This window comes from Microvirga guangxiensis, assembly GCF_900102135.1.
GTDB lineage: Bacteria > Pseudomonadota > Alphaproteobacteria > Rhizobiales > Beijerinckiaceae > Microvirga > Microvirga guangxiensis.
Genome location: NZ_FMVJ01000004.1, coordinates 88683 through 110004, shown reverse-complemented (window position 1 = coordinate 110004; position 21322 = coordinate 88683). Strand labels below are relative to the sequence as shown.

Below are 21322 nucleotides of genomic sequence, written 5' to 3'. Positions count from 1 at the left end.
TTAAGCCCGCAGCCTCTTGGCGATCTCCGCCACGTGCTTACCTTGAAAGCGGGCACCAGCGAGATCAATCTGACTGGGCTGACGCGCACCATCATTGCCCGTAAGCGTGGTTGCGCCGTAGGGCGAGCCGCCCTTCACTTCCTCGATGCCCATCTGATCCGCGAAGCTGTAAGGCAGGCCTACTACAACCATGCCATGATGGAACAGGGTCGTGTGGAAGGAGGTGATGGTGGTTTCCTGGCCGCCATGTTGGTTGGCGGAGGAGGTGAAGACGGAACCGACCCTGCCGATCAGCTTGCCTTGCGCCCACAGACCGCCGGTCTGGTCGAGGAAGTTGCGCATCTGCGCCGCCATGTTGCCGAAACGCGTGGGCGTGCCGAAGATGATGGCGTCGTAATCGGCCAGCTCGTTGGGCGATGCAACCGGCGCAGCCTGATCGAGCTTCGCACCTGCGGCGCGAGCAACCTCATCCGGCATCAGCTCGGGAACGCGTTTGACGACAACATCGGCGCCTGCGGAGCGTGCACCCTCGGCGACGGCGGCTGCCATGGTTTCGATATGGCCGTAAGTGGAATAATAAAGAACGAGAACTCTCGCCATCGCTGGACCCTCAACTGCGTGGACACGCCGATGAGAACCACAGGGCTTTTCCCCGATAAACGAGATGCCAGGCACAAGACTTTTAGCTGGCGGTAAAAAGTGCTCTAGAGGCGCGCCTCAAGCGTATCGGCCAGGAAATCCAGGAACACACGAACCTTGCGCTGGAGATGACGGCTGGTGGGATAGACCGCATAGACGTGGCGCTGCGGAAAGACGTGATCCTTCAGAACCGGCACGAGAGCACCACTGTCGATCTGCGGTTTGGCGATGAAGGAGGGCAGAGCCCCGATTCCCATTCCGGCCAGAAGCATGTCTCGCAGCATGATGCTATTGTTGGCGGAAAGCCGCACCGGGACGGCAATACTCATGTCGCCCTTCGGACCCTTGAGGTGCCAGACGCCTGGGTTATCGGCCAGAGTGTAGGCGAGACAATCGTGGCGGTGAAGATCGTCGAGATCGAGAGGCGCTCCCCGCCTTTCCAGATACGCCGGAGCGGCGCAGATGATCTGGTCCACATCGGCAAGCCTGCGGGCGATCAGGGAGGAGTCGGCCAGCTCCGAGCGCACACGGATCGAGACATCGAAACCTGAGCCCACCACATCGAGCAGGTGATCGCTGAGGGTCAGGTCGATCGTGAGATCGGGATAGGTCGCCATGAAAGCGGGCAAGATCGGCGAGAGCACCGTCAATCCGAAGGATAGAGGCGCATTGACCCGCAGGCGTCCCGTGACATGGCCGGCATCCGCCGCGATGGAGTGCTCCACCGCATCGATTTCATCGAGGATCCGGCAGCATTCCTCGTAATAGGCGCGCCCCGTCTCCGTCAGACCCATGCGCCGGGTCGTGCGCTGGATCAGGACAGTTCCCAGCCGCTCTTCCAGCCACCGGATCTGCTTGCCAAGGCCCGCCGACGACAGTCCCAGCTCCTCAGCCGCCCGGCTGAAGCTCCCCCGTTCGATCACGCGCCTGAACGAGCGCATTGCCCCTAGATGGTCCATGTTTTCCGCTGAAAGCTGGATATTCTTCCTGCACCTTAGCAGGTTTCTTCCAGGGTTGTTATGCGCCGATCCTCAGACGCAGCGGTGCCCAGCGGAGGATTGTCTCTTACAGGCTTAAAACCGAGGCAAAATAAGGCTTTTTGGAACTGCCAGTTGGAAGCGTTTGTACCACTCCACTGGACCACCGTCGAGCCTTGTAAGCAGCATAGATACGGTCAAAACCATCCCCCTCTCATCTTTATGTGCGGATCTAACCGGGTAGTTCCATATGCTCCTAAGCACGCCCCTACCCTAGCTTGGCTTTATCTGTGGATGGCATCCGCAGCTTTGCCGCACCGGGTAATATCTCTGCTAAATCGAGCAACAGGGAAGGAACGGGGGCGTCTGTTGTACATTTCACGTGTCATCGTGAATAATTATCGCTGCTTGAAGACAGCGGATGTAGAACTCAACCCAGGTCTCAACATCATTGTTGGGAATAACGAGTGCGGTAAATCCACTCTCCTTGAAGCAATCGATCTTGCGTTAACTTGCCAGTTGAATGGACGCCCGATCCAAACTGAACTCCATCCCCACCTGTTTAACTCCGAGGCTGTGGCCGACTATATCAATGCGCTGATCGCAAAGTCCCCCATCGCGCCGCCAGCGATCCTTATCGAGCTGTACTTCGAAGATCATTCAGCATTGGCGAAACTCAAAGGCATCAACAATACAGTAAAGGCGGATTTACCTGGCGTATCACTCGCAATCGAGTTCAATCCGGAATATGGCGATGAGCTCGCCAACTATGTCGCGAACCCATTACTTATCCGAACTCTACCAATCGAATATTACAAAGTCTCCTGGAGGAGCTTTGCGGAAAATCCGATTGCAACGGCTCGAAGCATCCCAATCAAGCCAAGCTTTATCGATGCGAGTACGATCCGCAATAATGCTGCTGCCAGCCGCTACGTTGTCGATCTGATGAAGGACAGCCTTAGTAAGGATCAAAAAGTCGATCTAGCTCTATCTTACCGGATGATGAAGGACGCATTCCTGGATAATGACAAGGTTAGGGGCGTGAACGAAGCGCTTGCCAGGAAGAAAGGCGATATCACCGAAAAGTCCTTATCGGTATCTCTCGACACGACATCCCGCGCAAGCTGGGAGGTAGGCGTCATACCTCACCTCGACGACGTGCCGCTTATGCTTGTTGGTAAGGGTGAGCAGAATTCTATCAAGATCAAGCTCGCACTAGAGTCTTCTGCCGACTCGCACCTCATCCTGATTGAGGAGGCGGAGAATCATCTTTCCTTCTCAAACCTCAACACTTTAATCAATCATATAGCTGAGCGGCGCGGAACCAGACAGCTCGTAATCACCACCCACAGTAGCTTCGTGCTCAACAAGCTCGGAGTCGACTCAGTGATCCTTTTCCACCGAGGTCGGGCAATTACGCTCAAAGAGTTGAAGAAGGACACTCAGGACTATTTCATGCGTCTTCCGGGTCATGACACGCTCAGGCTGATCCTGTCAGAGCGAGCCATTCTCGTCGAGGGTCCATCGGATGAGCTGATTGTTCAGGCCGCCTATAGGAAGCTGCACGGAAAGATGCCACTAGAAGCCGGAGTCGACGTGATCTCCGTAAACTCGCTGGCATTCAAACGTTTCTTAGAGATCGCTGTGCTCCTTGATCTCACCGTTGCCGTAGTAACGGATAACGATGCTGATATCGCAGCTGTCGCACGCAAGTACCAAGACTATATGAGCAAATCAAACATCCGCATTCATTACGATGCCGATGAAAAATGTCGAACGCTTGAGCCTCAATTGCTCAAAGTAAATGGACGCCCTGCTATAGAGCGCGTCTTGGGCAGAACTTTTGCAAGCGATACCGATCTCTTGGATCATATGCAGTCCAACAAAGCTGACACTGCACTGAAGTTCTTCACGACCCAGGAAGCCTGGACTGTTCCCGGATACATCTTAGATGCAGTCGGCTAGTCGAATTATCCTATGCGCTGCGGGCGGTGGGAAGACCACTCGAATTGTTAGTGAAGCAATATCGGAAGGAACATCCCGAGTTGCCCTCGTGACCTACACCCAAAACAATACAAAGGAGATCGAACGTAAGTTCTATGGACATACGACGGCCATTCCATCCCGCATCGAGATAATGACATGGTTCACCTTTTTACTGAGAGAGCTGGCCCGACCATATCGACGAGTTATGCATGATGAAAGGATTGAAGGTTTCCGCTGGGCTGAGGGCCGATCAGTCCCGTATGTCCCCGAAACTAACACGGCGGCGCATTATTTCGCTGGTGGCGAGTTTATCTACTCTGACAAAGTCTCGAAATTTATATGCGAATGTGAACGGCTGACCGGCGGTGCTGTGATGCGCCGCTTGGCTCAGCGTTTTGACCACGTGTTTGTTGATGAAATCCAGGATATGGCTGGCTACGACCTAGATGTGTTAGAATTGATCCTCAAGGCGGGAATTAAGCTCAGCCTAGTTGGTGATCACCGTCAGGCTACGCTTCGCACTAACTATTCGAAGAAGAATTCGGCTTATGCCGGAACTAATATCATAAAGAAGTTTCACGAGTGGCATAATTCAGGCCTTGCTACGCTTTCCTATGAACAGCACACGCATCGCTGCAATCAAGACATCGCGGATCTTGGGGATAGCTTTTTTCCAAATGAGCCGCGTACAAGGTCGCTCAACGACTCTGTGACGGGCCATGACGGGGTATTTATCGTGCCGCCCTCGCAAGTCGTCACTTATGTAGATCGCTTTAAGCCACAGGTTCTGCGACTCGACAAACGAACCCCTTGTGATGGTTTCCCCGCAATGAATTTCGGTGAATCCAAAGGATTGACCTTCGACCGGGTGCTGATCTTCCCGCATGGGCTGGGAAAGAAGTGGCTAGGCACAGGAAATTTGATCCATGTTGAAAAGTTATTACCCAAAATGTACGTTGGGGTGACTCGCGCTAGATTCAGCCTTGCATTCGTTCTCGATGGAGATGCGTCTATACCACATGCACAGACTTACTCTCAGTAGCGCGAGTATGGATCTGGGGTCTTGGACTAAGATCAAGCTATCTGCTCTAAGTCTGCCGAATTGGGGGTGTGGCCATTGCTGGTGCGTTGCTGATGACAGCCCCAAGCATCACCGATGCCCAAACCCCAACCCCACATTTTCCTCGGGAACTCCACATCTCGTGCATTCAGCTCTGTAAGATCGAATCATATTATGATCTTATTTTCTTATCATCGACTTAGAAGTTTACTGAATGCCTCGGTCAAGACCCATTCGGCCGAGACATGGCAAAATCCACACTTTCGAAATCGACACACACGACCCGCTATCAACGGCTCCTCAAGCTGATCATCGAAGCTCGCAGCGAGGCCAATCTGACCCAGGCAAAGGTGGCTGATCGTCTTGGCAAGGCGCAGTCGCAGATCGCCAGCATAGAGAGCGGCGGGCGGCGGCTTGATGTGGTCGAATTGCTAGACCTCTGCGAGGTGATCGGTCTCGACCCCGTCAAAGTGGTCAAGGTGCTCAGGGATACGAAGGAAGTCGATTGAGCCAGGCTTTCTCTTGCCTTAGCTCGTCGGGGACTGGCCTGGCCGGAAGAGGGCCCACCACCCGCCGAGGCTCGGCGGGTGGGAACAGAGACTGGAAGTATTGATGTGCTTGATGCCCTCTTTAGAGAGGGCAGTCTCTATTCATCTCGAATTCTGGTGGACGCTTGTTGGGGTCGTCTTTGCCCTTTGGGGCAAAGCTTCGCCTAAGCGGCGAAGCTGCTGACCGTCTGCAACGCTCTCGAATCCCGGAGCCACGCCGTCGGTAAGGCCGTTGGACCAGAACACAACCCTTTTACGGGGAGGCCGGGGTCAGGCGGTCGGCCTTTACATGTCGCTTCATATCTGACGCGGACTGGACCGTCCCGCCTGTTCCATACACGGGCCGGTCATCTGTAGGTCGGGGCTTTACCCGTTGCCTACTCCTGCAGCACTGAACTCATGTGCTGCTTTCTTACACTCCGATGCCCTTCGGCTTTTGATCGGCTACCCCCGAACCGCCTGGTTAGCGCCGAGGACCGAGTCCATATGGGACTGGCTATGTTGCCTAAGCCAGGGACAGGTTCGCTAAAATTCAGTCAGATGATGAGTCGAGTTTGAGTTCCGGCACTTTCTTAAGCTCCCTCAGCAACGCCTCAACCGGAAACTCCCCATACCCATCGCCAACGGTCCTACGCTGATGCCCGACGAGCGCGTCCACGATGTCAGGAGCCAAACCGTGCCTGCGGCCCAGGGTCTTGAAGCGGTGGCGCCAGGAATGGTTGGGGGAGATCCGGGTGTCCTTCAGGTCGAGGGATCGAACCCAGCGACCGATGACCTTGGTTCCGTTGCCTCCGCGCTTGCCGAACTTGTCCGGGGACAGCTTCGGGAAGAGAGGGCCGGATTTGACCGTGCGGACGTATTCGAGAAAGCCGCTCTCGATGATGGCTGGATGGAGCGGGACGATGCGCTCGGAACTGAGGGTCTTGAGCGATCCGGCGTCGGGGTCGATCTTCATACAGTCGATGCGCTCGACCTTCACGATGTCCTCGGCGCGGAGCTGGCAGATTTCCGAGACGCGCGCTCCCGAATAGGCGCACAGCCACGGCACCCAGCGGCGAACGGCGTTGGTCTCGGTGAGAGCTGCCTTCAGGACGATCTTGGCTTCCTCATCCTGGTAGCTGCGCTTGCGCTCGCCGGCCTTCGTCTTCACGTCGATGACGATCCGCTCGGCGGGGTTTTCCTTGAGGTGATGGTTATCGACTGCCCAGCGGAGGATGGCGCGCACAGGCGCGAGCTTCGCGTCCCGGATCGTCTTGGGACGAAGGTTCGCCGCGATGAGGGTGTTCTTCCAGCTCACCAGATCCTGGGCGGTCATCCGGGCAGCATCATCGTGCTTGAGGAAAGCCTTCAACTCCTTGAGCACCCGCTTCCACTCATAGACCGTCTTTTCGGCAGGGCGTTTCTCGGCTGACCAGCCTTTCACGAGATCGTCGAAGCTGACAGGCTTATGGTCGACACGAGCCGATGCCGAAGGAACGATGATCGGCGTATTCGAAGCCGGAATGAAAGCGTCCTTCCCATAGTCGCCCTTGGCGAACTGCGCGAGCTTGAGACAGGCCCGCTGGATGGCTGCACCGATGGCCTTCGCCAGACGTTCCTGACTCTCCTCATCCAGGATCAGGCCGCGCGCTTGGGCAAGGGCTGCGACTTCTTCCCGGCACAGAAACTCATGGGCGCGGTGCGCACCACGCGCGGGGTCGCCTATCAGGCGCACTTCGAGGGGAGTGCTGAGGTCGAAGGATAAGGGCTTCCAGAGGTCGCCGCCGATGTCGGTGTTCCAAGAGGTCTGCTGGCTCGGGTTGTCCTGGAAGGCAGTCAGCCAGGTATCGTGAACGGCCTGGGCCAACTCATGGGCCTCGCGCTCGGAGAGGGTCTTGGAGCCGGCGCGCAGGTTCTTCCACTGCTCCTCCAGCTCGACAAGAGCCTTGAGGTGCTCCTGCTTTGCCTTCTCAGGATCTTTGGTCTTGAGACTGAGCTTGATTTCCCGCTTGCCGATGATGGGTCGCAAGTCGTCCGGGACGCCTCTGCGAAGCCAGTAGATTCCGGTTTTGGGATGCTTCCAGGGACGCGACATCGAAAGAGCCATTTGTACCACCCGTTTGTACCACTCGGGCAGTCTCTAAGCCTTGATTTACCTGGATTCGCTTGCGGATCAACACCTTAGGGTGTTGTTGGTGCCCAGGAGAGGACTCGAACCTCCACGGTGTTACCCGCTGCTACCTGAAAGCAGTGCGTCTACCAATTCCGCCACCTGGGCATGCCTTACCGGCGAGGCTTCGTTTACGGTGGTTGAGGCTTTCCGTCAATCACTGAAAATGAGGTTCGTGCGCTTTCTTCGTCTCACGCCCCTTCACAGGGGAACGCCGTTTGACTAGAGACATTCCAATTCAAACCCCCAAGCTCTCCTTGCGAGCCCCTTTGCAGGTCTTCGCGGGTTCTTGGCGGACAGGAGACTTTCATGATCGGCGCCCTTCGCACACCTGAACAGCAAACCGTCACGGTCTTCGGTGGGTCGGGTTTTCTCGGCCGCTATGTGGTGAGCCGTCTCGCCAAGCGGGGCTACCGGGTGCTGGTCGCGACCCGTAATCCCAATCCCACCTATTTCCTGCCCATGGGCAAGGTCGGGCAGGTCTATGCGATCCAGGCCAACCTCCGCTATCCGGCCTCCATCGCTCAGGCGGTGGCGAAGGCGGACCACGTGGTGAACCTGGTCGGCATTCTCCAGGAGGGCGGCCGCCAGACCTTCGATGCGGTTCATGCCGATGCCCCCCGCCTGATTGCCGAAGCGGCCAAGCCTGGGGCGACCATCGTCCATGTCTCGGCCCTGGGCGCCGATGCCAATTCCGAATCGGCCTATGCCCGCTCCAAGGCGGCGGGCGAGGAGAACCTCCTCAGAGCTCGTCCCGATGCGGTGATCCTGCGTCCCTCCCTCCTGTTCGGGCCGGGCGACAGCTCCTTCAACCGTTTCGCGTCGCTCGCCCGCATGCTGCCCGTGCTGCCGCTGCCAGGCTGCGACACCCGCTTCCAGCCGGTCTATGCGGACGACGTGGCCGAGGTCATCGTGCGCGCCGTCGATGGCGCGGTGAAGCCGGGCATCTATGAACTCGGCGGCCCCGAGATCCGCACCATGCGCGAGATGATGGAATTCGTCTGCGAGATTACCGAGCGCAAGCGGGCGGTTCTCCCCGTGCCGGATGCGGTCGCCCGGTTCCAGGGCACGGTCATGGGCGCCCTCGACAAGCTCACCCTGGGCATTCTGCCCGACGAGATCGTCACTACCCGCGATCAGGCGCTGCTGCTCGAGAAGGACAATGTGGTTTCGCAGGCCGCCATCGCGGAGGGCCGCACCTTCGAGGGCCTGGGCGTGACGCCCACCACCATCGGGGCCATCGTGCCGTCCTATCTCGTGCGCTTCCGCAAGACTGGCCAGTTCGACCTCAAGCGCAACGCCGCCGCAACGACGCCGGACCTGCTGGCCCCGAGATCAGGCGGCGCGGCGTCCGACTTCCACCCGGAGCGGGCCTCCGGACCGGCCGCCGTCAATCCGCCGAGCGCCGTGCGGACGGGCCACTAACGCGCCTCGATCGACGCGCGATCCTGAGGGCGTTGCGAGATCCGCTTTGACGGATCCCGCGTGAGTTTCTTGTGCAGGTGAACCATCATCGCCGCTCCGAAAATGGGGGTGATGAGGTTCAGAACCGGCACCAGAACCAGGCCCGCCAGAACCGCGCCCGCAGCCAGCACCGTACCCCGATGCTCCAGGCGCAGGCGCTGCACGTCCTCGGGAGCCCAGAAACGGCCCGCCGCCAGTTCGAAATATTCACGGCTCAGAAGATAGGCGTTGGCGGCGAAGAACGCGCCGATATTGATGCCGGGCACGAACAGAAGAAGCAGCGCCACGAGGTTCACGGCGAGCGACAGGGCGCCGAAGCGCAAACCATAAAAGATCGCCTTGCCGAAAGGCAGGGGCCGTCCCGGTGCGTCGGCGGAATAATGCTCGCGCTCCACCACCTCGGCCACGTCATCGAGGAAGTAGCCTGCCACGATCGCCGATACCGCCGGCAGCAGATAGAACAATCCGACGAACAGACCGAAGCCTGCCAGGAAAATCGCCAGCGTATCCAGAAACGGATAGCTTTCGCTGAGGCTGTGATTGTTGAGAAAGACGTCGATCAGGCGCGTCAGGCCAACCCAGACCAGCGCCAGCAATGCCATGGTCAGACCGATGGACTTCCACAGGATGCGCCGGAGCGCCGGAGAGAAGACATCCCGGGCTGCCGCGATAACCGTCTGAATCAGCATGTTTCGTTCGTTTTCCTTGAAAGCGGTGCCCCCTCGTCCGAGAAGGCGTGGCCTTTACTTATGACCGAACCTCTCGAATCGCGAGAGGGTGGAGGAATGTGTGCCGTTCGATCCCTCGCCTGCCGTCGATCTCCCTCAGGAGCCGGATGTGGTCATCGTCGGCGCGGGCAGCGCCGGCATCGGGGCTGCGCGAAGGCTTCTGAGCCAAGGCCTCACGGTGGCGGTGCTTGAGGCGCGGGTCCGGATCGGCGGGCGCACGACCACGCAGCTTTTCAAGGGACATCCCGTAGATCTGGGCGCGCACTGGCTTCATGCCGGCCCCATCAATCCCCTCGTGAAGCTCGGCTTCGAGCGCAGGGAACCCTTGCGGCGCGCGCCGGTCGAGGGGCATTTCTACGTGCGCGGCAAGCCGGGACGGCCTTTTGAGCGTGCCGCCCTCGACCGGGCCTTCGACATGGCCGACCGGGCGATGACGCTGGCTGCGAGGGCTCCGGAGGATCGGCCCGCTGCGAGAGCCCTGCCTGCGGGCATGGGCCCCCTGGGCCGTCGCGTTTCGGACATCCACGGCCTCGTCTCGGGCAGGCCTCTCGGCGAGGTGAGCCTGCACGACTTTCCGAGCATGGAATACGCCGACAACCTGTTCATTGCTGGCGGTCTCGGGGGCTATGTGGCACGGCTCGGGAAGGATCTTCCAGTTCGCCTTGCCAGTGCCGTCCATGCCATCGACTGGTCGGGAGGCGACGTGCGCGTCGAGAGCGCATCCGGCACGCTCCGCGCAAAGGCCGTCATCGTCACCACCCCCATGGCCGTGCTACAAGGGGATGCGATCCGCTTCGCGCCTGCTCTGCCGAACGAGGTGCGCGAGGCGATTCAAGGCTTCACCCAAGGCGTCTACGAGCATGTGATCCTGCATTGGCCCGACGCGCCCTTCAAAGGCCCTGACAGGCTCGCGACGCTAACCGGCACCCGCCGCTCGCCGCCGGGACTTCTTACGCGGATCGACGGCACGCCGTTTCATTTCTTCGAGCTCGATCAGACCCATGCCGCGCATTTCGACCGGCGCGATCCTCATGCGCCGGCGCGGTTCGCGCGGGATATTCTCGCGGAGCATTTCGGCTATCGGGCCTTGCGGAATCTGAGCGTGATGCATGCCACCGCGTGGCGCAACGATCCCTGGTCCCGGGCCTCCTGGGCGGTGATTCAGCCGGGACTGGCGCCCATCCGCGACCTGCTGAAAGCCCCCGTGGGCGAACGGATCTGGTTTGCGGGAGAGGCGCTGTCGCGCGCGCAATGGGGCACGGCCGGCGGCGCGTGGGAGGAAGGCGAGCGGGCGGCAAACGAGGTTGTACAGAAGCTCAAAGTCTCAGGTTGAAGGCGCTTCCGCCTCCAGCTTTTCGCGCACCCAGACAATGGCCTCGTCGAGCGTCGGGAATACGGGCGGGATCGGCGTCATGAGAATGCTGCAGGGGCCGAAGCCTGCTTCCAGGAACCAGCCTTCAGTTTGAATGTTGCTGCCTGCATTCTCCTCCGCGGAGACTTTTGCGAAGACGGCGACGAGATCTCCGCCGGACAGGACAAGGCACCCCTCATGGCTGCCGCCGTCGCTCAGAACGGAGATGGGCTGAAGGCTGATGTCCGGCGTCGGTTTTCCTGACATTTATCGATGTTCGCGCTGGAGATTGAGATAGGTCGGAGTGAACTCGCCCACGCTGACCAGGCGCTCCCAATCGAGAATCGTCAGGGCATCGCCTTGCCACCGGATCAGCCCCTCCTTGCGCAGTTCCTGCAGCACGCGGTTCACGTGAACGGTGGAAAGTCCCAGCGTATCGCCAAGTTCCGCCTGCGTGAGCGGCAATTGGATCGTATCGCCATCCGTGCGTCCGACGGCCTTCAAGCGCATGAAGAGTTCGCAGATGAAATGCGCCGTGTGGGCCGTGGCCGAGAGGCGGCCCATGGTGGTGAGCCATTCGCGATGAATGGCGCCGTCGATGAGCGTGTTGAGCCACAACAGCCGCGTGAGATGCGGGTATTCGTCGGTGATCTTCTCCAGCGCCGCATGGGGCACGATGGCAATGCGGCAGGGCGTGAGCGCCACCACCCCATGATCCATGGTCTTGAGAAGGAAGCTGTGAAGGTCGACGAAATCGCCGGCGACGTGAATGGCCGTGATCTGTCGCCGCCCGTTGGAGAAGATCTTGTAGCGCGCGGCGAACCCGTCGAGCAGCAGATTGCTCTCGGACGGATGCTCGCCCTCATGCACGATATCCTCGTCGTTCTCGACAACGCGAACGCGCGAAATCGCGCTTTCGAGCACACGCTTCTCGTCGTCCGAGAGGCTGTCGCATTGTTCGAGTTTGAGAACGAAGGGGTTCGGCATTTCAGGCTTTTCATTGGAGCATGAAAAACCCTTCTGGCCGTTCCAGCCTAAACTACGCACTCACATATGTTATATGCCCGGAGGTTCTCCCCTCCATGCCTTACAACATGCTCGGCAGCACGCGATCCGGCGGCTTGTGGCCGTCGACGAAAGCCTTGATGTTGACGATCACCTTCTCGCCCATGGCGACGCGGCCCTCGTGCGTGGCCGAGCCCATATGGGGCAGGAGCACCACCTTGCCCTGCTTGGCGAGCCGCACGAGGCGCGGATTGACGGCGGGCTCCTCCTCGAACACGTCAAGGCCCGCGCCTGCGATGGCGCCGGATTCGATGAGCTTGGTGAGCGCACCCTCGTCGATGATCTCGCCGCGCGCCGTGTTCACCAGAATGGCGTCGGGCTTCATGAGCTTGAGCCGCCTTGCCGAGAGCAGGTGATAGGTTGCGGGCGTATGCGGGCAGTTGACGGACACGATGTCCATGCGCGCCAGCATCTGGTCGAGGGATTCCCAATAGGTCGCCTCGAGCTCCGCCTCGATCTTCGGCGGCACATGGCGGCGGTTGTGGTAGTGGATCGAGAGGCCGAAGGCCCGCGCCCTGCGGGCCAGCGCCTGGCCGATGCGGCCCATGCCGACGATGCCGAGGCGCTTGCCGGTGATGCGCCGTCCGAGCATCCAGGTGGGCGACCAGCCGGCCCATTCCCCGTCCGGGATCACCTTCGCGCCTTCCGTGATGCGGCGGGCGACGGCGAGGATCAGCGCCATGGTCATGTCCGCCGTGTCCTCGGTGAGCACGCCCGGAGTGTTGGTGACGGTGATGCCTCTGGCGACCGCCGCCGCCACGTCGATATTGTCGACGCCGTTGCCGAAATTCGCGATGAGCTTGAGGTTGGGGCCGGCCTGTTGCAGGAGCGCGGCGTCGATCTCGTCCGTGATGGTGGGCACGAGCACATCCGCCGTGCGGACCGCTTCCGCCAGCTCCTCCGGGGAGAGAGGCTTGTCCTCGAGGTTGAGGCGCGTGTCGAAGAGCTCGCGCAGGCGCGTCTCGATAGCGTCGGGGAGGCGGCGGGTGACGACGACGGCAGGTCTCTTTTTCATCGGCTCAGACAATCCCCCACATGAAAAACACTGGATATGAGGAGTTTTTCACGCTCCCTTAACCCTGTTTCGGCACTAAAGGCGACGAGCCGCCGCGTGGCGGCACCGGTCAAGCTTCTCTATCAGAGGCTTGTGTAGACACAAAGTCGCCGAGAGGGGTTCCATGCGCAAGATCGTCGTCGCCATTGCCGCTTTGATTGTGAGCGCAGTGCCGGCCCTGGCGCAGCAGACGCCTCCGGGAGGACGCCTCGGCACCGGACTGCCCGTTCCCCGCTATGTCAGCCTCAAGACCGACCGCGTGAACCTGCGCGAAGGCCCCTCGAAGGATCACCGGACGGCCTGGGTGTTCCAGCGCGCGGGCCTGCCGGTCGAGATCGTCGCCGAATACGAAACCTGGCGGCGCATCCGCGATTCGGAAGGAACGGAAGGCTGGGTGCTGCACTCCCTCCTGTCGGGTCGGCGCACGGCTCTCGTGATGCCCTGGGCCAAGAGCGGAGAACCGCCGATCAGCCTGCTCGACCGGCCGGATGCCAAGGCGGGAATCATCGCCCATATGCAGCCGGGCGTGATCGCCAATGTGCGCGCCTGCGACGGCAAATGGTGCCGCGTCATGGTCGGCATGGAACGCGCCCGCGACCTCGACGGCTATGTGCAGCAGGAAAAGCTCTGGGGCGTCTACCCCAACGAGCAGGTCGAGTAGAGCGGGACGTTTCTTCGAAAGCGACCCAGTCCTCGTCCTCGCAGCCCGGATTCCCATCCTGCGAGGCTGGCACGATCAAGGATAAGGCGCGTGCTTCTGTCTCCCTTGCAGGAAAGGGGGCGCAAAGTCAGAACGCTGCATCTGCTTCAGTGAGCCCGACAGCCCTACAGCACATCCCCTCTCCCGGGTGGGAGAGGGGCAAGGGTGAGGGAATGCCCTGTCCGGATCAGGCTCAGTCCTAACCGCTCGGGAGAATTGGAACTGCGCTTCTCTGGTTGAGCCATTCACCCGGTCGATCGACCCCCATCCCTACCCCTCCCCGCAAGGGGTAGGGAGCAGGACCGTCTGCGCTTTGTTCGGCCGCACTCCTGGGATGGGGGTCGGCAATCATGGATCTGACTTCAGGCGCTTTTCCGATTTATCAAGGAATAACGGGATAGGTAACAGCGTATCGTTATCAGTTTCCGGAGCCCGATTCGTGTCCATCAACCTGAGCTTCAAGCTCCTGCCGATCCTGGCCCTCATCCTGGGCATTGCTTCCCTCGTCGCGCCACGCTTTCTCAACGTCTTCGTCGCGATCTTCCTGATCGTTTACGCGCTGGTCGGCTTCGGCTTCATCCGCTGACCGTCAGGCGGTTTTCCGGCGGCCCAGGATCTTTCCTCCGAATACGTTCAGGGTCAGCCCTGCCACGATCACCGCGCCGCCGATCGCCTCGACGGGGTGCATCTCCTCGCCCAGGAACAGGGCGGAGCCGAGAATGCCCGCAACGGGCACGAGCAGGGCAAAGGGCGTAACGGTCGCCGCCGGATGGCGGGAGAGCAGGTACGCCCAGACCCCGAAGGCGAAGACGGTGGTGGGATAGGCGAGATAGGCCACCGCCGCCCAGGTGCTCGGGCTCATGCTTGTCAGCGCCGTGGCGACCTGCGCCGGCCCGTCGATGAGGAGCGAGAGGGCCAGAAGCGGCAGCGGCGCGACAACGCCCGCCCAGACGATATAGCTCAGCATGTCGACCCGACCTGCGCGCTTCGAGACGATGTTTGCCACGCCCCAGGACGCCGCCGCGGCCACCGTCATGAGGAACGCCCCGGCCCCGCTGCCGGTGAGCCGGGGCACGGCGATGATGACAAGCCCGAGAGCACCGATGAGGCCGCCCGCGATCTGATGCGGAGTGGGCCGCTCGTTCATGAGGAACGCGGCGAACAGGATCGTGAAGAACACCTGCGCCTGCATGACGAGAGACGCGAGGCTCGCGGGCATGCCGAACGCGATCGCGGCAAAGAGCAGGCCGAACTGGGCGACGCCCAGGAAGAAGCCATAGGCCAGTACGTTGCCCCATGTCGTCTGAGGACGCCGGACGAAGAAGATGGCGGGAAAGGCGACGAAGAAAAAGCGCAGGGCCGCCAGCAGCAAAGGCGGCATGGTGCCGACCCCGAGCTTGATGACGACGAAGCTCAAGCCCCAGATGATGGTGACGAGAACGGCAACGAGGCTGTGGGAGAGCGGCATGCGATGAAATCCCGGCTGCCGCTCTTAGAAACCTGTCGGGCCGATTTGTTAAGCCGTTTTGCGGCGAAGGCGCACAATCACCTCGACGCCCGCCACTTCCATGCCTTCCGGCGGTTCGGGCAGGTCGGCCACGCTCACCGCGGCGGTATGGGGCATGTCCACGAGTTCCCCCTCGCCTTCCAGGAAGAAGTGGTGGTGCTCGGTAGGGTTGGTGTCGAAATAGGCCTTGGAGCCGTCGACGGCGAGCTGGCGCAGGAGGCCCGCTTCCGTGAACTGGTGCAGGGTGTTGTAGACGGTTGCCAGCGACACCGGCACGCGGGCGCGGCTCGCCTCGTCGAAGAGCATTTCCGCCGTGATGTGGCGGTCGCCCTTGCCGAACAGAAGCCAGCCCAGCGAAACGCGCTGGCGGGTGGGGCGCAGGCCGACACGGCGAAGCTTGTCCCGCAGCTCGGACAGGGGGCATCCCCTCCGGTGGGCCGGAGCCGTCGTGGACTCGATATAGGCGGACAAAGGATCGGTCATCATCGGAACTGTTTGCAGGAGCGAGCGCTTCTCTATCATTGCAATGATAGGAAAGCGAGGGGGGCGCCGCAAGGTGATCTACGGTCGCGCTTAAGGAATCATCCTTAAAAGGCGGCAGGAATGACCGCTCTGTGCCCGGGTCCCTTTGATGGATGGCCAAGCCTGTGCTACCAGAGCCCGCATTGAAGGCCTTGAGGACCTCTCGAGGCTGCCCGTTGAGACCCTGATGAAAGGATCGGCATCCGGCATGGCCCGCCAGTCCAGCTTTAACTACGAAGAGCTCCTTGCCTGCGGGCGCGGAGAATTGTTCGGCCCCGGCAATGCGCAGCTGCCGCTGCCTCCCATGCTGATGTTCGACCGGATCACCTCCATCGGCGAGGACGGCGGCGAATACGGCAAGGGCCATGTGCGCGCCGAACTCGACATCCGCCCGGACCTCTGGTTCTTCCCCTGCCATTTCGCAGGCGATCCGGTGATGCCGGGCTGCCTCGGCCTGGACGCCCTCTGGCAGCTGACTGGCTTCTTCCTGGGCTGGGGCGGCTCCCCCGGTCGCGGCCGCGCCCTGGGCGTCGGCGAGGTGAAGTTCGCCGATCAGGTGCTGCCCACCACGAAGAAGGTGGTCTACGGCGTGGACCTGAAGCGCGTCTTCCGTTCCAAGCTCGTTCTCGGCATCGCCGATGGCTGGCTCGAGGCCGACGGACGCCGCATCTATGAGACCAAGGACATGCGCGTCGGCCTGTTCCAGGCCGAGACTCCGGTCGGCGGGTAAGCCTCCCGGAGGCTGCCCCTACGTCAGCAGCGATTCATTCATCCTGTTGACAAAACATCATCTTTTCGAAAAACCGGCCCTGCCGCACGCCGGCGGGGCCATCGAATCCGATGAATCGTTTTTTCGATCTCCCGCAGGCTCACGGTTGAGAATGAGCCGGTCAAGCCTTACGTGTCTCAGACAGAAGGCTTGGCATCCAGAATCCTATGAAGAGGTTGGCTATGAGGCGCGTCGTCGTCACCGGAATGGGCATCGTTTCGTCCATCGGCAACAACACGCAGGAGGTGCTGGCCTCTTTGCGCGAGGCAAAGTCCGGCATCGCGAAGGCCGATGATTACGAGAAGTACGGCTTCCGCTGCCAGGTGCACGGCGCCCCGCAGATCGACGTGGATTCCCTCGTCGACCGCCGCGCCATGCGCTTCCACGGCAAGGGCACGGCCTGGAACCACGTGGCCATGGATCAGGCGATCCGCGATTCCGGTCTCGAGGAGAGCGACATCTCCAACGAGCGCACCGGCATCATCATGGGCTCGGGCGGTCCGTCCACCCGCACCATCATCGAGGCCGCCGACATCACCCGCGACAAGGGCCCCAAGCGCATCGGCCCCTTCGCCGTGCCGAAGGCCATGTCGTCCACGGCCTCCGCGACGCTCGCCACCTGGTTCAAGATCAAGGGCGTGAACTATTCCATCTCGTCCGCCTGCGCGACCTCCAACCACTGCGTCGGCAATGCCTACGAGATGATCCAGTACGGCAAGCAGGACGTGATGTTCGCCGGCGGTTGCGAGGATCTGGACTGGTCCCTGTCGAATCTCTTCGACGCCATGGGCGCCATGTCCACCAAGTACAACGACACCCCGGCCCGCGCCTCCCGCGCCTATGACGTCAACCGCGACGGCTTCGTGATCGCCGGCGGCGCAGGCGTCCTGGTGCTTGAGGAGCTGGAGCACGCCAAGGCCCGCGGCGCCAAGATCTACGGCGAGATCGTCGGCTACGGCATGACCTCGGACGGCTACGACATGGTGGCCCCGTCGGGTGAGGGCGCGATCCGCTGCATGCGCATGGCCCTCAAGGACGTGCACAACCCGGTCGACTACATCAACCCGCACGCCACCTCGACCCCCGTGGGCGACCAGAAGGAGATCGAGGCGATCCGCGAGGTGTTCGGCTCGGGCGACAAGTGCCCGCCGATCTCGGCCACCAAGTCGCTCACCGGCCACTCGCTCGGCGCCACCGGCGTGCAGGAGGCGATCTACTCGCTTCTCATGATGCAGAACGGCTTCATCTGCGAGAGCGCTCATATCGACGAGATCGATCCCGCCTTCGCCGACATGAACATCGTCCGCAAGCGCATCGACGATGCGAAGCTCGATACGGTTCTGTCGAATTCGTTCGGATTCGGCGGCACTAATGCCACACTCGTCTTCAGCCGCTACAACGGATAAGAGCATTTTCGGCGAAGTGGATCCGGTTCGCCGCAAAAAATGCGGCAACCAAAGATGAGAGCTGATTTCACGTCAGTGGAAACAGCTCTGATCACGTCATAAACCTGAGACAGCGCCATGCGATTTCCCGACTATTTAGGGGGATTTCGCATGGACACGCTCATTGAAATCAAGACCAAGGCTCCGGATGCACGGTTTGCTAACGATCGGCATCCGACAATCGAGCCGATGCATAGGGGGACCCACATGAGCGGTCTGATGCAAGGAAAACGCGGCCTCATCATGGGCGTCGCGAACGACCACTCCATTGCCTGGGGCATCGCGAAGGCACTGGCGGAGCAAGGCGCGGAACTTGCCTTCACCTACCAGGGCGAAGCCCTCGGCAAGCGCGTGACGCCGCTGGCGCAGTCCCTCGGCTCCGACCTCGTGATCCCCTGCGACGTGGAAGACCTCGCCTCCGTCGACGCCGCTTTCGACGCCCTCGACAGGCGCTGGGAATCCATCGACTTCGTGGTCCACGCCATCGGCTTCTCCGACAAGTCGCAGCTCAAGGGCTCCTACACGGACGTCACCACCCGCGAGAATTTCTCGCGCACCATGGTGATCTCCTGCTTCTCGTTTACGGAAATCGCGCAGCGCGCGGCCAAGCGCATGAAGAACGGCGGCTCGCTTCTCACGCTGACCTATGGCGGCTCCACCCGCGTGATGCCGAACTACAACGTGATGGGCGTGGCCAAGGCCGCTCTCGAAGCTTCCGTGCGCTACATCGCCAACGACCTCGGCCCCCAGGGCATCCGCTGCAACGCCATCTCCGCGGGCCCGGTGCGCACGCTGGCGGGCGCCGGCATCGCCGATGCGCGCCTGATGTTCACCTACCAGAAGGCTCATTCGCCCCTGCGCCAGAACGTGACCATCGAGGATGTGGGCGGCGCAGCCCTCTACATGCTGTCCGACCTGTCGCGCGGCGTGACCGGCGAGATCCATTATGTGGATTCCGGCTACAACATCATCTCGATGCCGCGTCCCGACGTGCTGAAGGCCCAGGACGCCGCCGGCGTGACGGGCGAAGAGGCCTAAAAGGTTCTTCCAAAGCTCTTGTATCGAACATCCGCGAGGGGCACTCTTTCGCGGATGTTTGCTTTTCAGCCCATCACTCCCGACACGGAAGGCTTCGATGCGCTCTTGCGCGCAAGCCTGTCCGAAAATCACGGCATGCTGCAGCGGCTGCAGGAGAACTGGCGGAACGGCGCGAACCGGTTCTCAAGGCCAGGCGAAACCCTCCTCGGCGCCTTCGATGGCCGAAGCCTCGTCGGCATCTGCGGACGCAACATCGATCCTTACACCGGCAATCCGAAAGCAGGCCGCGTCCGTCATCTCTATGTCGCGCCGCCAGGCCGGCGTCAGGGCATCGGCCGCATGCTCGTGACGGCTATTGCCGAGTGTGCAGTGCCGTTCTTCGGGCATCTCAATGCGCGTGCGCCGGAATTCGCTTTTCCGTTTTACGAGCGTCTCGGTTTTTCGCGGATCGAGAACGATCCCTACGTGACGCATCGCCTGCGGCTCAAGGCGTAATCTCGTCGTAGCACAACGCCCAGCCCGAGCCAGTGAACCAGCAGCGTCCGGGTGGAGGGACCTGTCGCCAGATCAGGCTGCGGACGAATTCGATGCCGCCGCCCTCGAAGGCCGCTTGCAGGGCCTGACGCTCCTGACCCGCAATCGACAATTCGCCTTCCGCGCAGACGAAGAAGGCCCGGTTGAGCCATTGCACAGCCAGCCCCTTCTCACGGAGCGTCACGCGCAGGCCAGCACCATGGATGGCGTGGGTGCCCCCCCACGGACTGGGCTTCGACCGGGGCAAGCCCAGCGGAAAGATGAGGCGGCCATCGTGCTTCAAGTGGTCGATCCAGGCTTCAGCCGGACGCTCGACCGAAAAATTCACATAGACCGCATCCACATCCTCGCGCGGCCATTGAGCTCCGTCTCCCTCGACCACAGTAACATTGGGCCGGTCGGCGAGGTTTTCGCGGGCAGCCTTCGCCAATTCAGGGTTGAACTCGACCGCTGTCACATGGCCGGACTCACCCACGAGCTCCGCGATGATCGCGGTATAATAGCCTGTGCCTGCTCCCATATGCGCCACGCTCTCGCCTTCGCGCAGCGACAGGGCGTGCAGCCATCCGGCGTGGAGCGAGGGGGATCCGTTGTTCACGCCGCGATGGGAGGCCAGCGCCAGGAGCACATCCTGGTAGAGCACCACTGGATCCTGAGAGGGAAGAGGCTCGTAGCCCCCGGCGCCCCGCGAAATGGTCCAGGGTGGATCTCCGAGAAACCGCTCGCGCGCGATAGCAGCGAAGGCTGCTTCCAATCTGGCATCTTCCACTATGCCTGCCAGCGTCAGGATCTGCTTGGCATAAGCACGCCGGATCACGGCCATGTCGGCCTGGGTGAAGCTCGATTCCATCATCGGTTGTTTCCTGAACCTGCGCCATCTTCACTTGGTTAAGGCTAAGCTGCAACCTCTGCGTTTGCACCGCTCCTTTAAGACTTCCGAAACCCTGCCTTCACAAGTGCATCAGCAGCCAAAGCTTGGCCTTGCTCCGGACACGATCCACCGGCACCTGAGGAGCTCACCTCCGAGAGTAGCTTTCGATGATCCTGTCCCGACGCACCCTTCTTGCCGGTTTGGCCGCCTCCGGCGCCAGCATTCCCGCCTTCGCGCAATCCGCGCCGGAACCGCAGCTCGTTCCCATCGAGCTTGTCGAGGACACCCTCGCCCTGCCTTCAGCCGTGACGCTCGGACACAAGCACGGCGACGTGATCATGATCGAGTATTTCGATTACAACTGCCCCTGGTGCAAAAAGTCCGCGGCGGAGCTGCCCCAGCTTCTGAAGGCGGAGCCCGATCTCACCTATGTGCTGGTGAATTTCGCTGTGCTCGGCATCCCCTCGGTCACGGCCACGAAGGCCGCCCTCGCCTACCTTCAGGTCCACGGGCCCGACGCCTACCTGCCGCTGCACCTTGCTCTCTTCAAGCTCAAAGGAGCCGTCGACGGGGCGCGGGTAATGAAGGAGGCAGAACGCCTCGGCGGCGACCCCAAGCGCCTGGAGGAGGCTGGCAACAGCGAACGCACGACGCAATGGATGAAGGACACCCTCAAGCTCGGCGACTCGCTTGGCTTCACCGCGACGCCTTCCTTCCTCGTGGCGACCGAATCCTATGTCGGCGGAATGACGCTGGCCCAGAAGCGCGAGGCGATCGCCCGAGCGAGGGGTTGAGGCAGAGCGCTTCCCTCCCCCTTGCGGGGAGGGGTAGGGGTGGGGGTCGCAAAGTCGAAGCGCTGTGCTGATCCAGGAAGCCCGACAGCCCTACAGTGTCATTCCCGGACGGAGCGCAGCG

The 21322-nt window shown here is 61.2% G+C and carries 22 protein-coding genes and 1 tRNA gene; 12 read left to right on the top strand and 11 right to left on the bottom strand.

What is annotated here, in order from left to right; translation table 11 throughout:
* Together wrbA and BLP10_RS06975 are read right to left on the bottom strand one after the other, a co-directional pair.
* On the bottom strand, positions 1 to 600 hold the full coding sequence (gene wrbA / locus BLP10_RS06980; RefSeq protein ID WP_091132526.1) for an NAD(P)H:quinone oxidoreductase: 600 nt from the start codon (positions 598 to 600) through the stop codon (positions 1 to 3).
* 104 nt (positions 601 to 704) lie between these two features.
* The gene (locus tag BLP10_RS06975) at positions 705 to 1580 is read right to left on the bottom strand and encodes a LysR family transcriptional regulator (RefSeq protein ID WP_210183601.1); all 876 of its coding nucleotides are present in this window, start codon (positions 1578 to 1580) and stop codon (positions 705 to 707) included.
* A gap of 405 nt (positions 1581 to 1985) precedes the next feature.
* Here BLP10_RS06975 and BLP10_RS06970 point away from each other — a divergent pair, with 405 nt between their 5' ends.
* The 3 genes from BLP10_RS06970 (at position 1986) to BLP10_RS06960 (ending at position 5171) form a co-directional block, all read left to right on the top strand.
* Complete coding sequence (locus BLP10_RS06970) at positions 1986 to 3581, top strand: ATP-dependent nuclease (RefSeq protein ID WP_091132519.1); 1596 nt, start codon at positions 1986 to 1988, stop codon at positions 3579 to 3581.
* Positions 3568 to 4644: a UvrD-helicase domain-containing protein gene (locus BLP10_RS06965; RefSeq protein ID WP_091132516.1), complete on the top strand. Its 1077-nt coding sequence runs from the start codon at positions 3568 to 3570 to the stop codon at positions 4642 to 4644. Before BLP10_RS06970 ends, BLP10_RS06965 begins: the two co-directional genes overlap by 14 nt.
* Before the next feature lie 263 nt (positions 4645 to 4907).
* Positions 4908 to 5171, top strand: a complete 264-nt coding sequence (locus BLP10_RS06960; RefSeq protein ID WP_091132513.1) for a helix-turn-helix domain-containing protein — start codon at positions 4908 to 4910, stop codon at positions 5169 to 5171.
* A 571-nt stretch (positions 5172 to 5742) separates the two neighbouring features.
* Here BLP10_RS06960 and BLP10_RS06955 read toward each other — a convergent pair.
* Positions 5743 to 7296, bottom strand: coding sequence for a site-specific integrase (locus BLP10_RS06955; protein WP_091132510.1), 1554 nt, complete (start codon positions 7294 to 7296; stop codon positions 5743 to 5745).
* A gap of 86 nt (positions 7297 to 7382) precedes the next feature.
* Positions 7383 to 7467 (bottom strand) — tRNA-Leu (locus tag BLP10_RS06950).
* 201 nt (positions 7468 to 7668) lie between these two features.
* On the opposite strand from BLP10_RS06950, the gene BLP10_RS06945 reads away from it, so the two are divergent.
* Positions 7669 to 8784, top strand: coding sequence for a complex I NDUFA9 subunit family protein (locus BLP10_RS06945; protein WP_091132507.1), 1116 nt, complete (start codon positions 7669 to 7671; stop codon positions 8782 to 8784).
* Here BLP10_RS06945 and BLP10_RS06940 read toward each other — a convergent pair.
* Complete coding sequence (locus BLP10_RS06940; RefSeq protein ID WP_091132505.1) at positions 8781 to 9512, bottom strand: sulfate transporter family protein; 732 nt, start codon at positions 9510 to 9512, stop codon at positions 8781 to 8783. The two genes, BLP10_RS06945 and BLP10_RS06940, sit on opposite strands and share 4 nt — an antisense overlap.
* Positions 9513 to 9612: 100 nt before the next feature.
* On the opposite strand from BLP10_RS06940, the gene BLP10_RS06935 reads away from it, so the two are divergent.
* Positions 9613 to 10884, top strand: a complete 1272-nt coding sequence (locus tag BLP10_RS06935; protein WP_244510429.1) for a flavin monoamine oxidase family protein — start codon at positions 9613 to 9615, stop codon at positions 10882 to 10884.
* Here the strand turns inward: BLP10_RS06935 and BLP10_RS06930 are convergent.
* The 3 genes from BLP10_RS06930 to BLP10_RS06920 all read right to left on the bottom strand — a co-directional run bounded on the left by BLP10_RS06930 (position 10876) and on the right by BLP10_RS06920 (position 12982).
* Positions 10876 to 11169 (bottom strand): hypothetical protein, encoded by a 294-nt coding sequence (locus BLP10_RS06930; protein ID WP_091132499.1) that lies wholly within the window; start codon positions 11167 to 11169, stop codon positions 10876 to 10878. The genes BLP10_RS06935 and BLP10_RS06930 overlap by 9 nt on opposite strands.
* Positions 11170 to 11889 (bottom strand): Crp/Fnr family transcriptional regulator, encoded by a 720-nt coding sequence (locus BLP10_RS06925; protein WP_091132496.1) that lies wholly within the window; start codon positions 11887 to 11889, stop codon positions 11170 to 11172.
* 100 nt (positions 11890 to 11989) lie between these two features.
* Positions 11990 to 12982: a 2-hydroxyacid dehydrogenase gene (locus BLP10_RS06920; RefSeq protein ID WP_091133478.1), complete on the bottom strand. Its 993-nt coding sequence runs from the start codon at positions 12980 to 12982 to the stop codon at positions 11990 to 11992.
* A gap of 163 nt (positions 12983 to 13145) precedes the next feature.
* Here BLP10_RS06920 and BLP10_RS06915 point away from each other — a divergent pair, with 163 nt between their 5' ends.
* Together BLP10_RS06915 and BLP10_RS06910 are read left to right on the top strand one after the other, a co-directional pair.
* On the top strand, positions 13146 to 13682 hold the full coding sequence (locus tag BLP10_RS06915) for an SH3 domain-containing protein (protein ID WP_091132493.1): 537 nt from the start codon (positions 13146 to 13148) through the stop codon (positions 13680 to 13682).
* Between the two features lie 478 nt (positions 13683 to 14160).
* Positions 14161 to 14307 carry a DUF3096 domain-containing protein gene (locus BLP10_RS06910; RefSeq protein WP_091132489.1) on the top strand — a complete coding sequence of 49 codons (147 nt, stop codon included), beginning with the start codon at positions 14161 to 14163 and terminating at the stop codon, positions 14305 to 14307.
* 3 nt (positions 14308 to 14310) lie between these two features.
* On the opposite strand, the gene BLP10_RS06905 is transcribed toward BLP10_RS06910, so the two are convergent.
* Both BLP10_RS06905 and irr read right to left on the bottom strand, forming a co-directional pair.
* The gene (locus BLP10_RS06905; RefSeq protein ID WP_091132485.1) at positions 14311 to 15189 is read right to left on the bottom strand and encodes an EamA family transporter; all 879 of its coding nucleotides are present in this window, start codon (positions 15187 to 15189) and stop codon (positions 14311 to 14313) included.
* Positions 15190 to 15237: 48 nt separating this feature from the next.
* Entirely contained in the window at positions 15238 to 15711 is a 474-nt protein-coding gene (gene irr / locus BLP10_RS06900) for a Fur family transcriptional regulator Irr (RefSeq protein ID WP_091133476.1), read from the bottom strand.
* 247 nt (positions 15712 to 15958) lie between these two features.
* Here irr and fabA point away from each other — a divergent pair, with 247 nt between their 5' ends.
* From fabA to BLP10_RS06880, 4 genes are all read left to right on the top strand, one after another.
* Positions 15959 to 16480: a 3-hydroxyacyl-[acyl-carrier-protein] dehydratase FabA gene (gene fabA, locus BLP10_RS06895; protein ID WP_091133474.1), complete on the top strand. Its 522-nt coding sequence runs from the start codon at positions 15959 to 15961 to the stop codon at positions 16478 to 16480.
* A 221-nt stretch (positions 16481 to 16701) separates the two neighbouring features.
* The gene (fabB, locus tag BLP10_RS06890; protein WP_091132481.1) at positions 16702 to 17925 is read left to right on the top strand and encodes a beta-ketoacyl-ACP synthase I; all 1224 of its coding nucleotides are present in this window, start codon (positions 16702 to 16704) and stop codon (positions 17923 to 17925) included.
* Positions 17926 to 18171: 246 nt separating this feature from the next.
* Entirely contained in the window at positions 18172 to 19002 is an 831-nt protein-coding gene (fabI, locus tag BLP10_RS06885; RefSeq protein WP_091133473.1) for an enoyl-ACP reductase FabI, read from the top strand.
* Positions 19003 to 19056: 54 nt separating this feature from the next.
* A complete protein-coding gene (locus BLP10_RS06880) occupies positions 19057 to 19497 on the top strand; it encodes a GNAT family N-acetyltransferase (protein ID WP_091132478.1) in 441 nt (146 codons plus the stop codon).
* On the opposite strand, the gene BLP10_RS06875 is transcribed toward BLP10_RS06880, so the two are convergent.
* Positions 19487 to 20389, bottom strand: a complete 903-nt coding sequence (locus BLP10_RS06875; protein ID WP_091132475.1) for a protein-L-isoaspartate O-methyltransferase family protein — start codon at positions 20387 to 20389, stop codon at positions 19487 to 19489. The genes BLP10_RS06880 and BLP10_RS06875 overlap by 11 nt on opposite strands.
* Before the next feature lie 185 nt (positions 20390 to 20574).
* Between BLP10_RS06875 and BLP10_RS06870 the strand changes: the two genes are divergently transcribed.
* Positions 20575 to 21201 carry a DsbA family protein gene (locus tag BLP10_RS06870; RefSeq protein WP_091132471.1) on the top strand — a complete coding sequence of 209 codons (627 nt, stop codon included), beginning with the start codon at positions 20575 to 20577 and terminating at the stop codon, positions 21199 to 21201.
* Positions 21202 to 21322 lie beyond the last annotated feature (121 nt).

What these genes read in the sequence shown, in the direction of transcription:
- wrbA (WP_091132526.1), bottom strand. Translation starts at nt 600, where the DNA reads ATGGCGAGAGTTCTCGTTCTTTATTATTCCACTTACGGCCATATCGAA.
- BLP10_RS06975 (WP_210183601.1), bottom strand. Translation starts at nt 1,580, where the DNA reads ATGCGCTCGTTCAGGCGCGTGATCGAACGGGGGAGCTTCAGCCGGGCG.
- BLP10_RS06965 (WP_091132516.1), top strand. Translation starts at nt 3,568, where the DNA reads ATGCAGTCGGCTAGTCGAATTATCCTATGCGCTGCGGGCGGTGGGAAG.
- BLP10_RS06960 (WP_091132513.1), top strand. Translation starts at nt 4,908, where the DNA reads ATGGCAAAATCCACACTTTCGAAATCGACACACACGACCCGCTATCAA.
- BLP10_RS06955 (WP_091132510.1), bottom strand. Translation starts at nt 7,296, where the DNA reads ATGGCTCTTTCGATGTCGCGTCCCTGGAAGCATCCCAAAACCGGAATC.
- BLP10_RS06945 (WP_091132507.1), top strand. Translation starts at nt 7,669, where the DNA reads ATGATCGGCGCCCTTCGCACACCTGAACAGCAAACCGTCACGGTCTTC.
- BLP10_RS06940 (WP_091132505.1), bottom strand. Translation starts at nt 9,512, where the DNA reads ATGCTGATTCAGACGGTTATCGCGGCAGCCCGGGATGTCTTCTCTCCG.
- BLP10_RS06930 (WP_091132499.1), bottom strand. Translation starts at nt 11,169, where the DNA reads ATGTCAGGAAAACCGACGCCGGACATCAGCCTTCAGCCCATCTCCGTT.
- BLP10_RS06925 (WP_091132496.1), bottom strand. Translation starts at nt 11,889, where the DNA reads ATGCCGAACCCCTTCGTTCTCAAACTCGAACAATGCGACAGCCTCTCG.
- BLP10_RS06920 (WP_091133478.1), bottom strand. Translation starts at nt 12,982, where the DNA reads ATGAAAAAGAGACCTGCCGTCGTCGTCACCCGCCGCCTCCCCGACGCT.
- BLP10_RS06915 (WP_091132493.1), top strand. Translation starts at nt 13,146, where the DNA reads ATGCGCAAGATCGTCGTCGCCATTGCCGCTTTGATTGTGAGCGCAGTG.
- BLP10_RS06905 (WP_091132485.1), bottom strand. Translation starts at nt 15,189, where the DNA reads ATGCCGCTCTCCCACAGCCTCGTTGCCGTTCTCGTCACCATCATCTGG.
- irr (WP_091133476.1), bottom strand. Translation starts at nt 15,711, where the DNA reads ATGACCGATCCTTTGTCCGCCTATATCGAGTCCACGACGGCTCCGGCC.
- fabA (WP_091133474.1), top strand. Translation starts at nt 15,959, where the DNA reads ATGGCCCGCCAGTCCAGCTTTAACTACGAAGAGCTCCTTGCCTGCGGG.
- fabB (WP_091132481.1), top strand. Translation starts at nt 16,702, where the DNA reads ATGAGGCGCGTCGTCGTCACCGGAATGGGCATCGTTTCGTCCATCGGC.
- fabI (WP_091133473.1), top strand. Translation starts at nt 18,172, where the DNA reads ATGAGCGGTCTGATGCAAGGAAAACGCGGCCTCATCATGGGCGTCGCG.
- BLP10_RS06880 (WP_091132478.1), top strand. Translation starts at nt 19,057, where the DNA reads ATGTTTGCTTTTCAGCCCATCACTCCCGACACGGAAGGCTTCGATGCG.
- BLP10_RS06875 (WP_091132475.1), bottom strand. Translation starts at nt 20,389, where the DNA reads ATGATGGAATCGAGCTTCACCCAGGCCGACATGGCCGTGATCCGGCGT.
- BLP10_RS06870 (WP_091132471.1), top strand. Translation starts at nt 20,575, where the DNA reads ATGATCCTGTCCCGACGCACCCTTCTTGCCGGTTTGGCCGCCTCCGGC.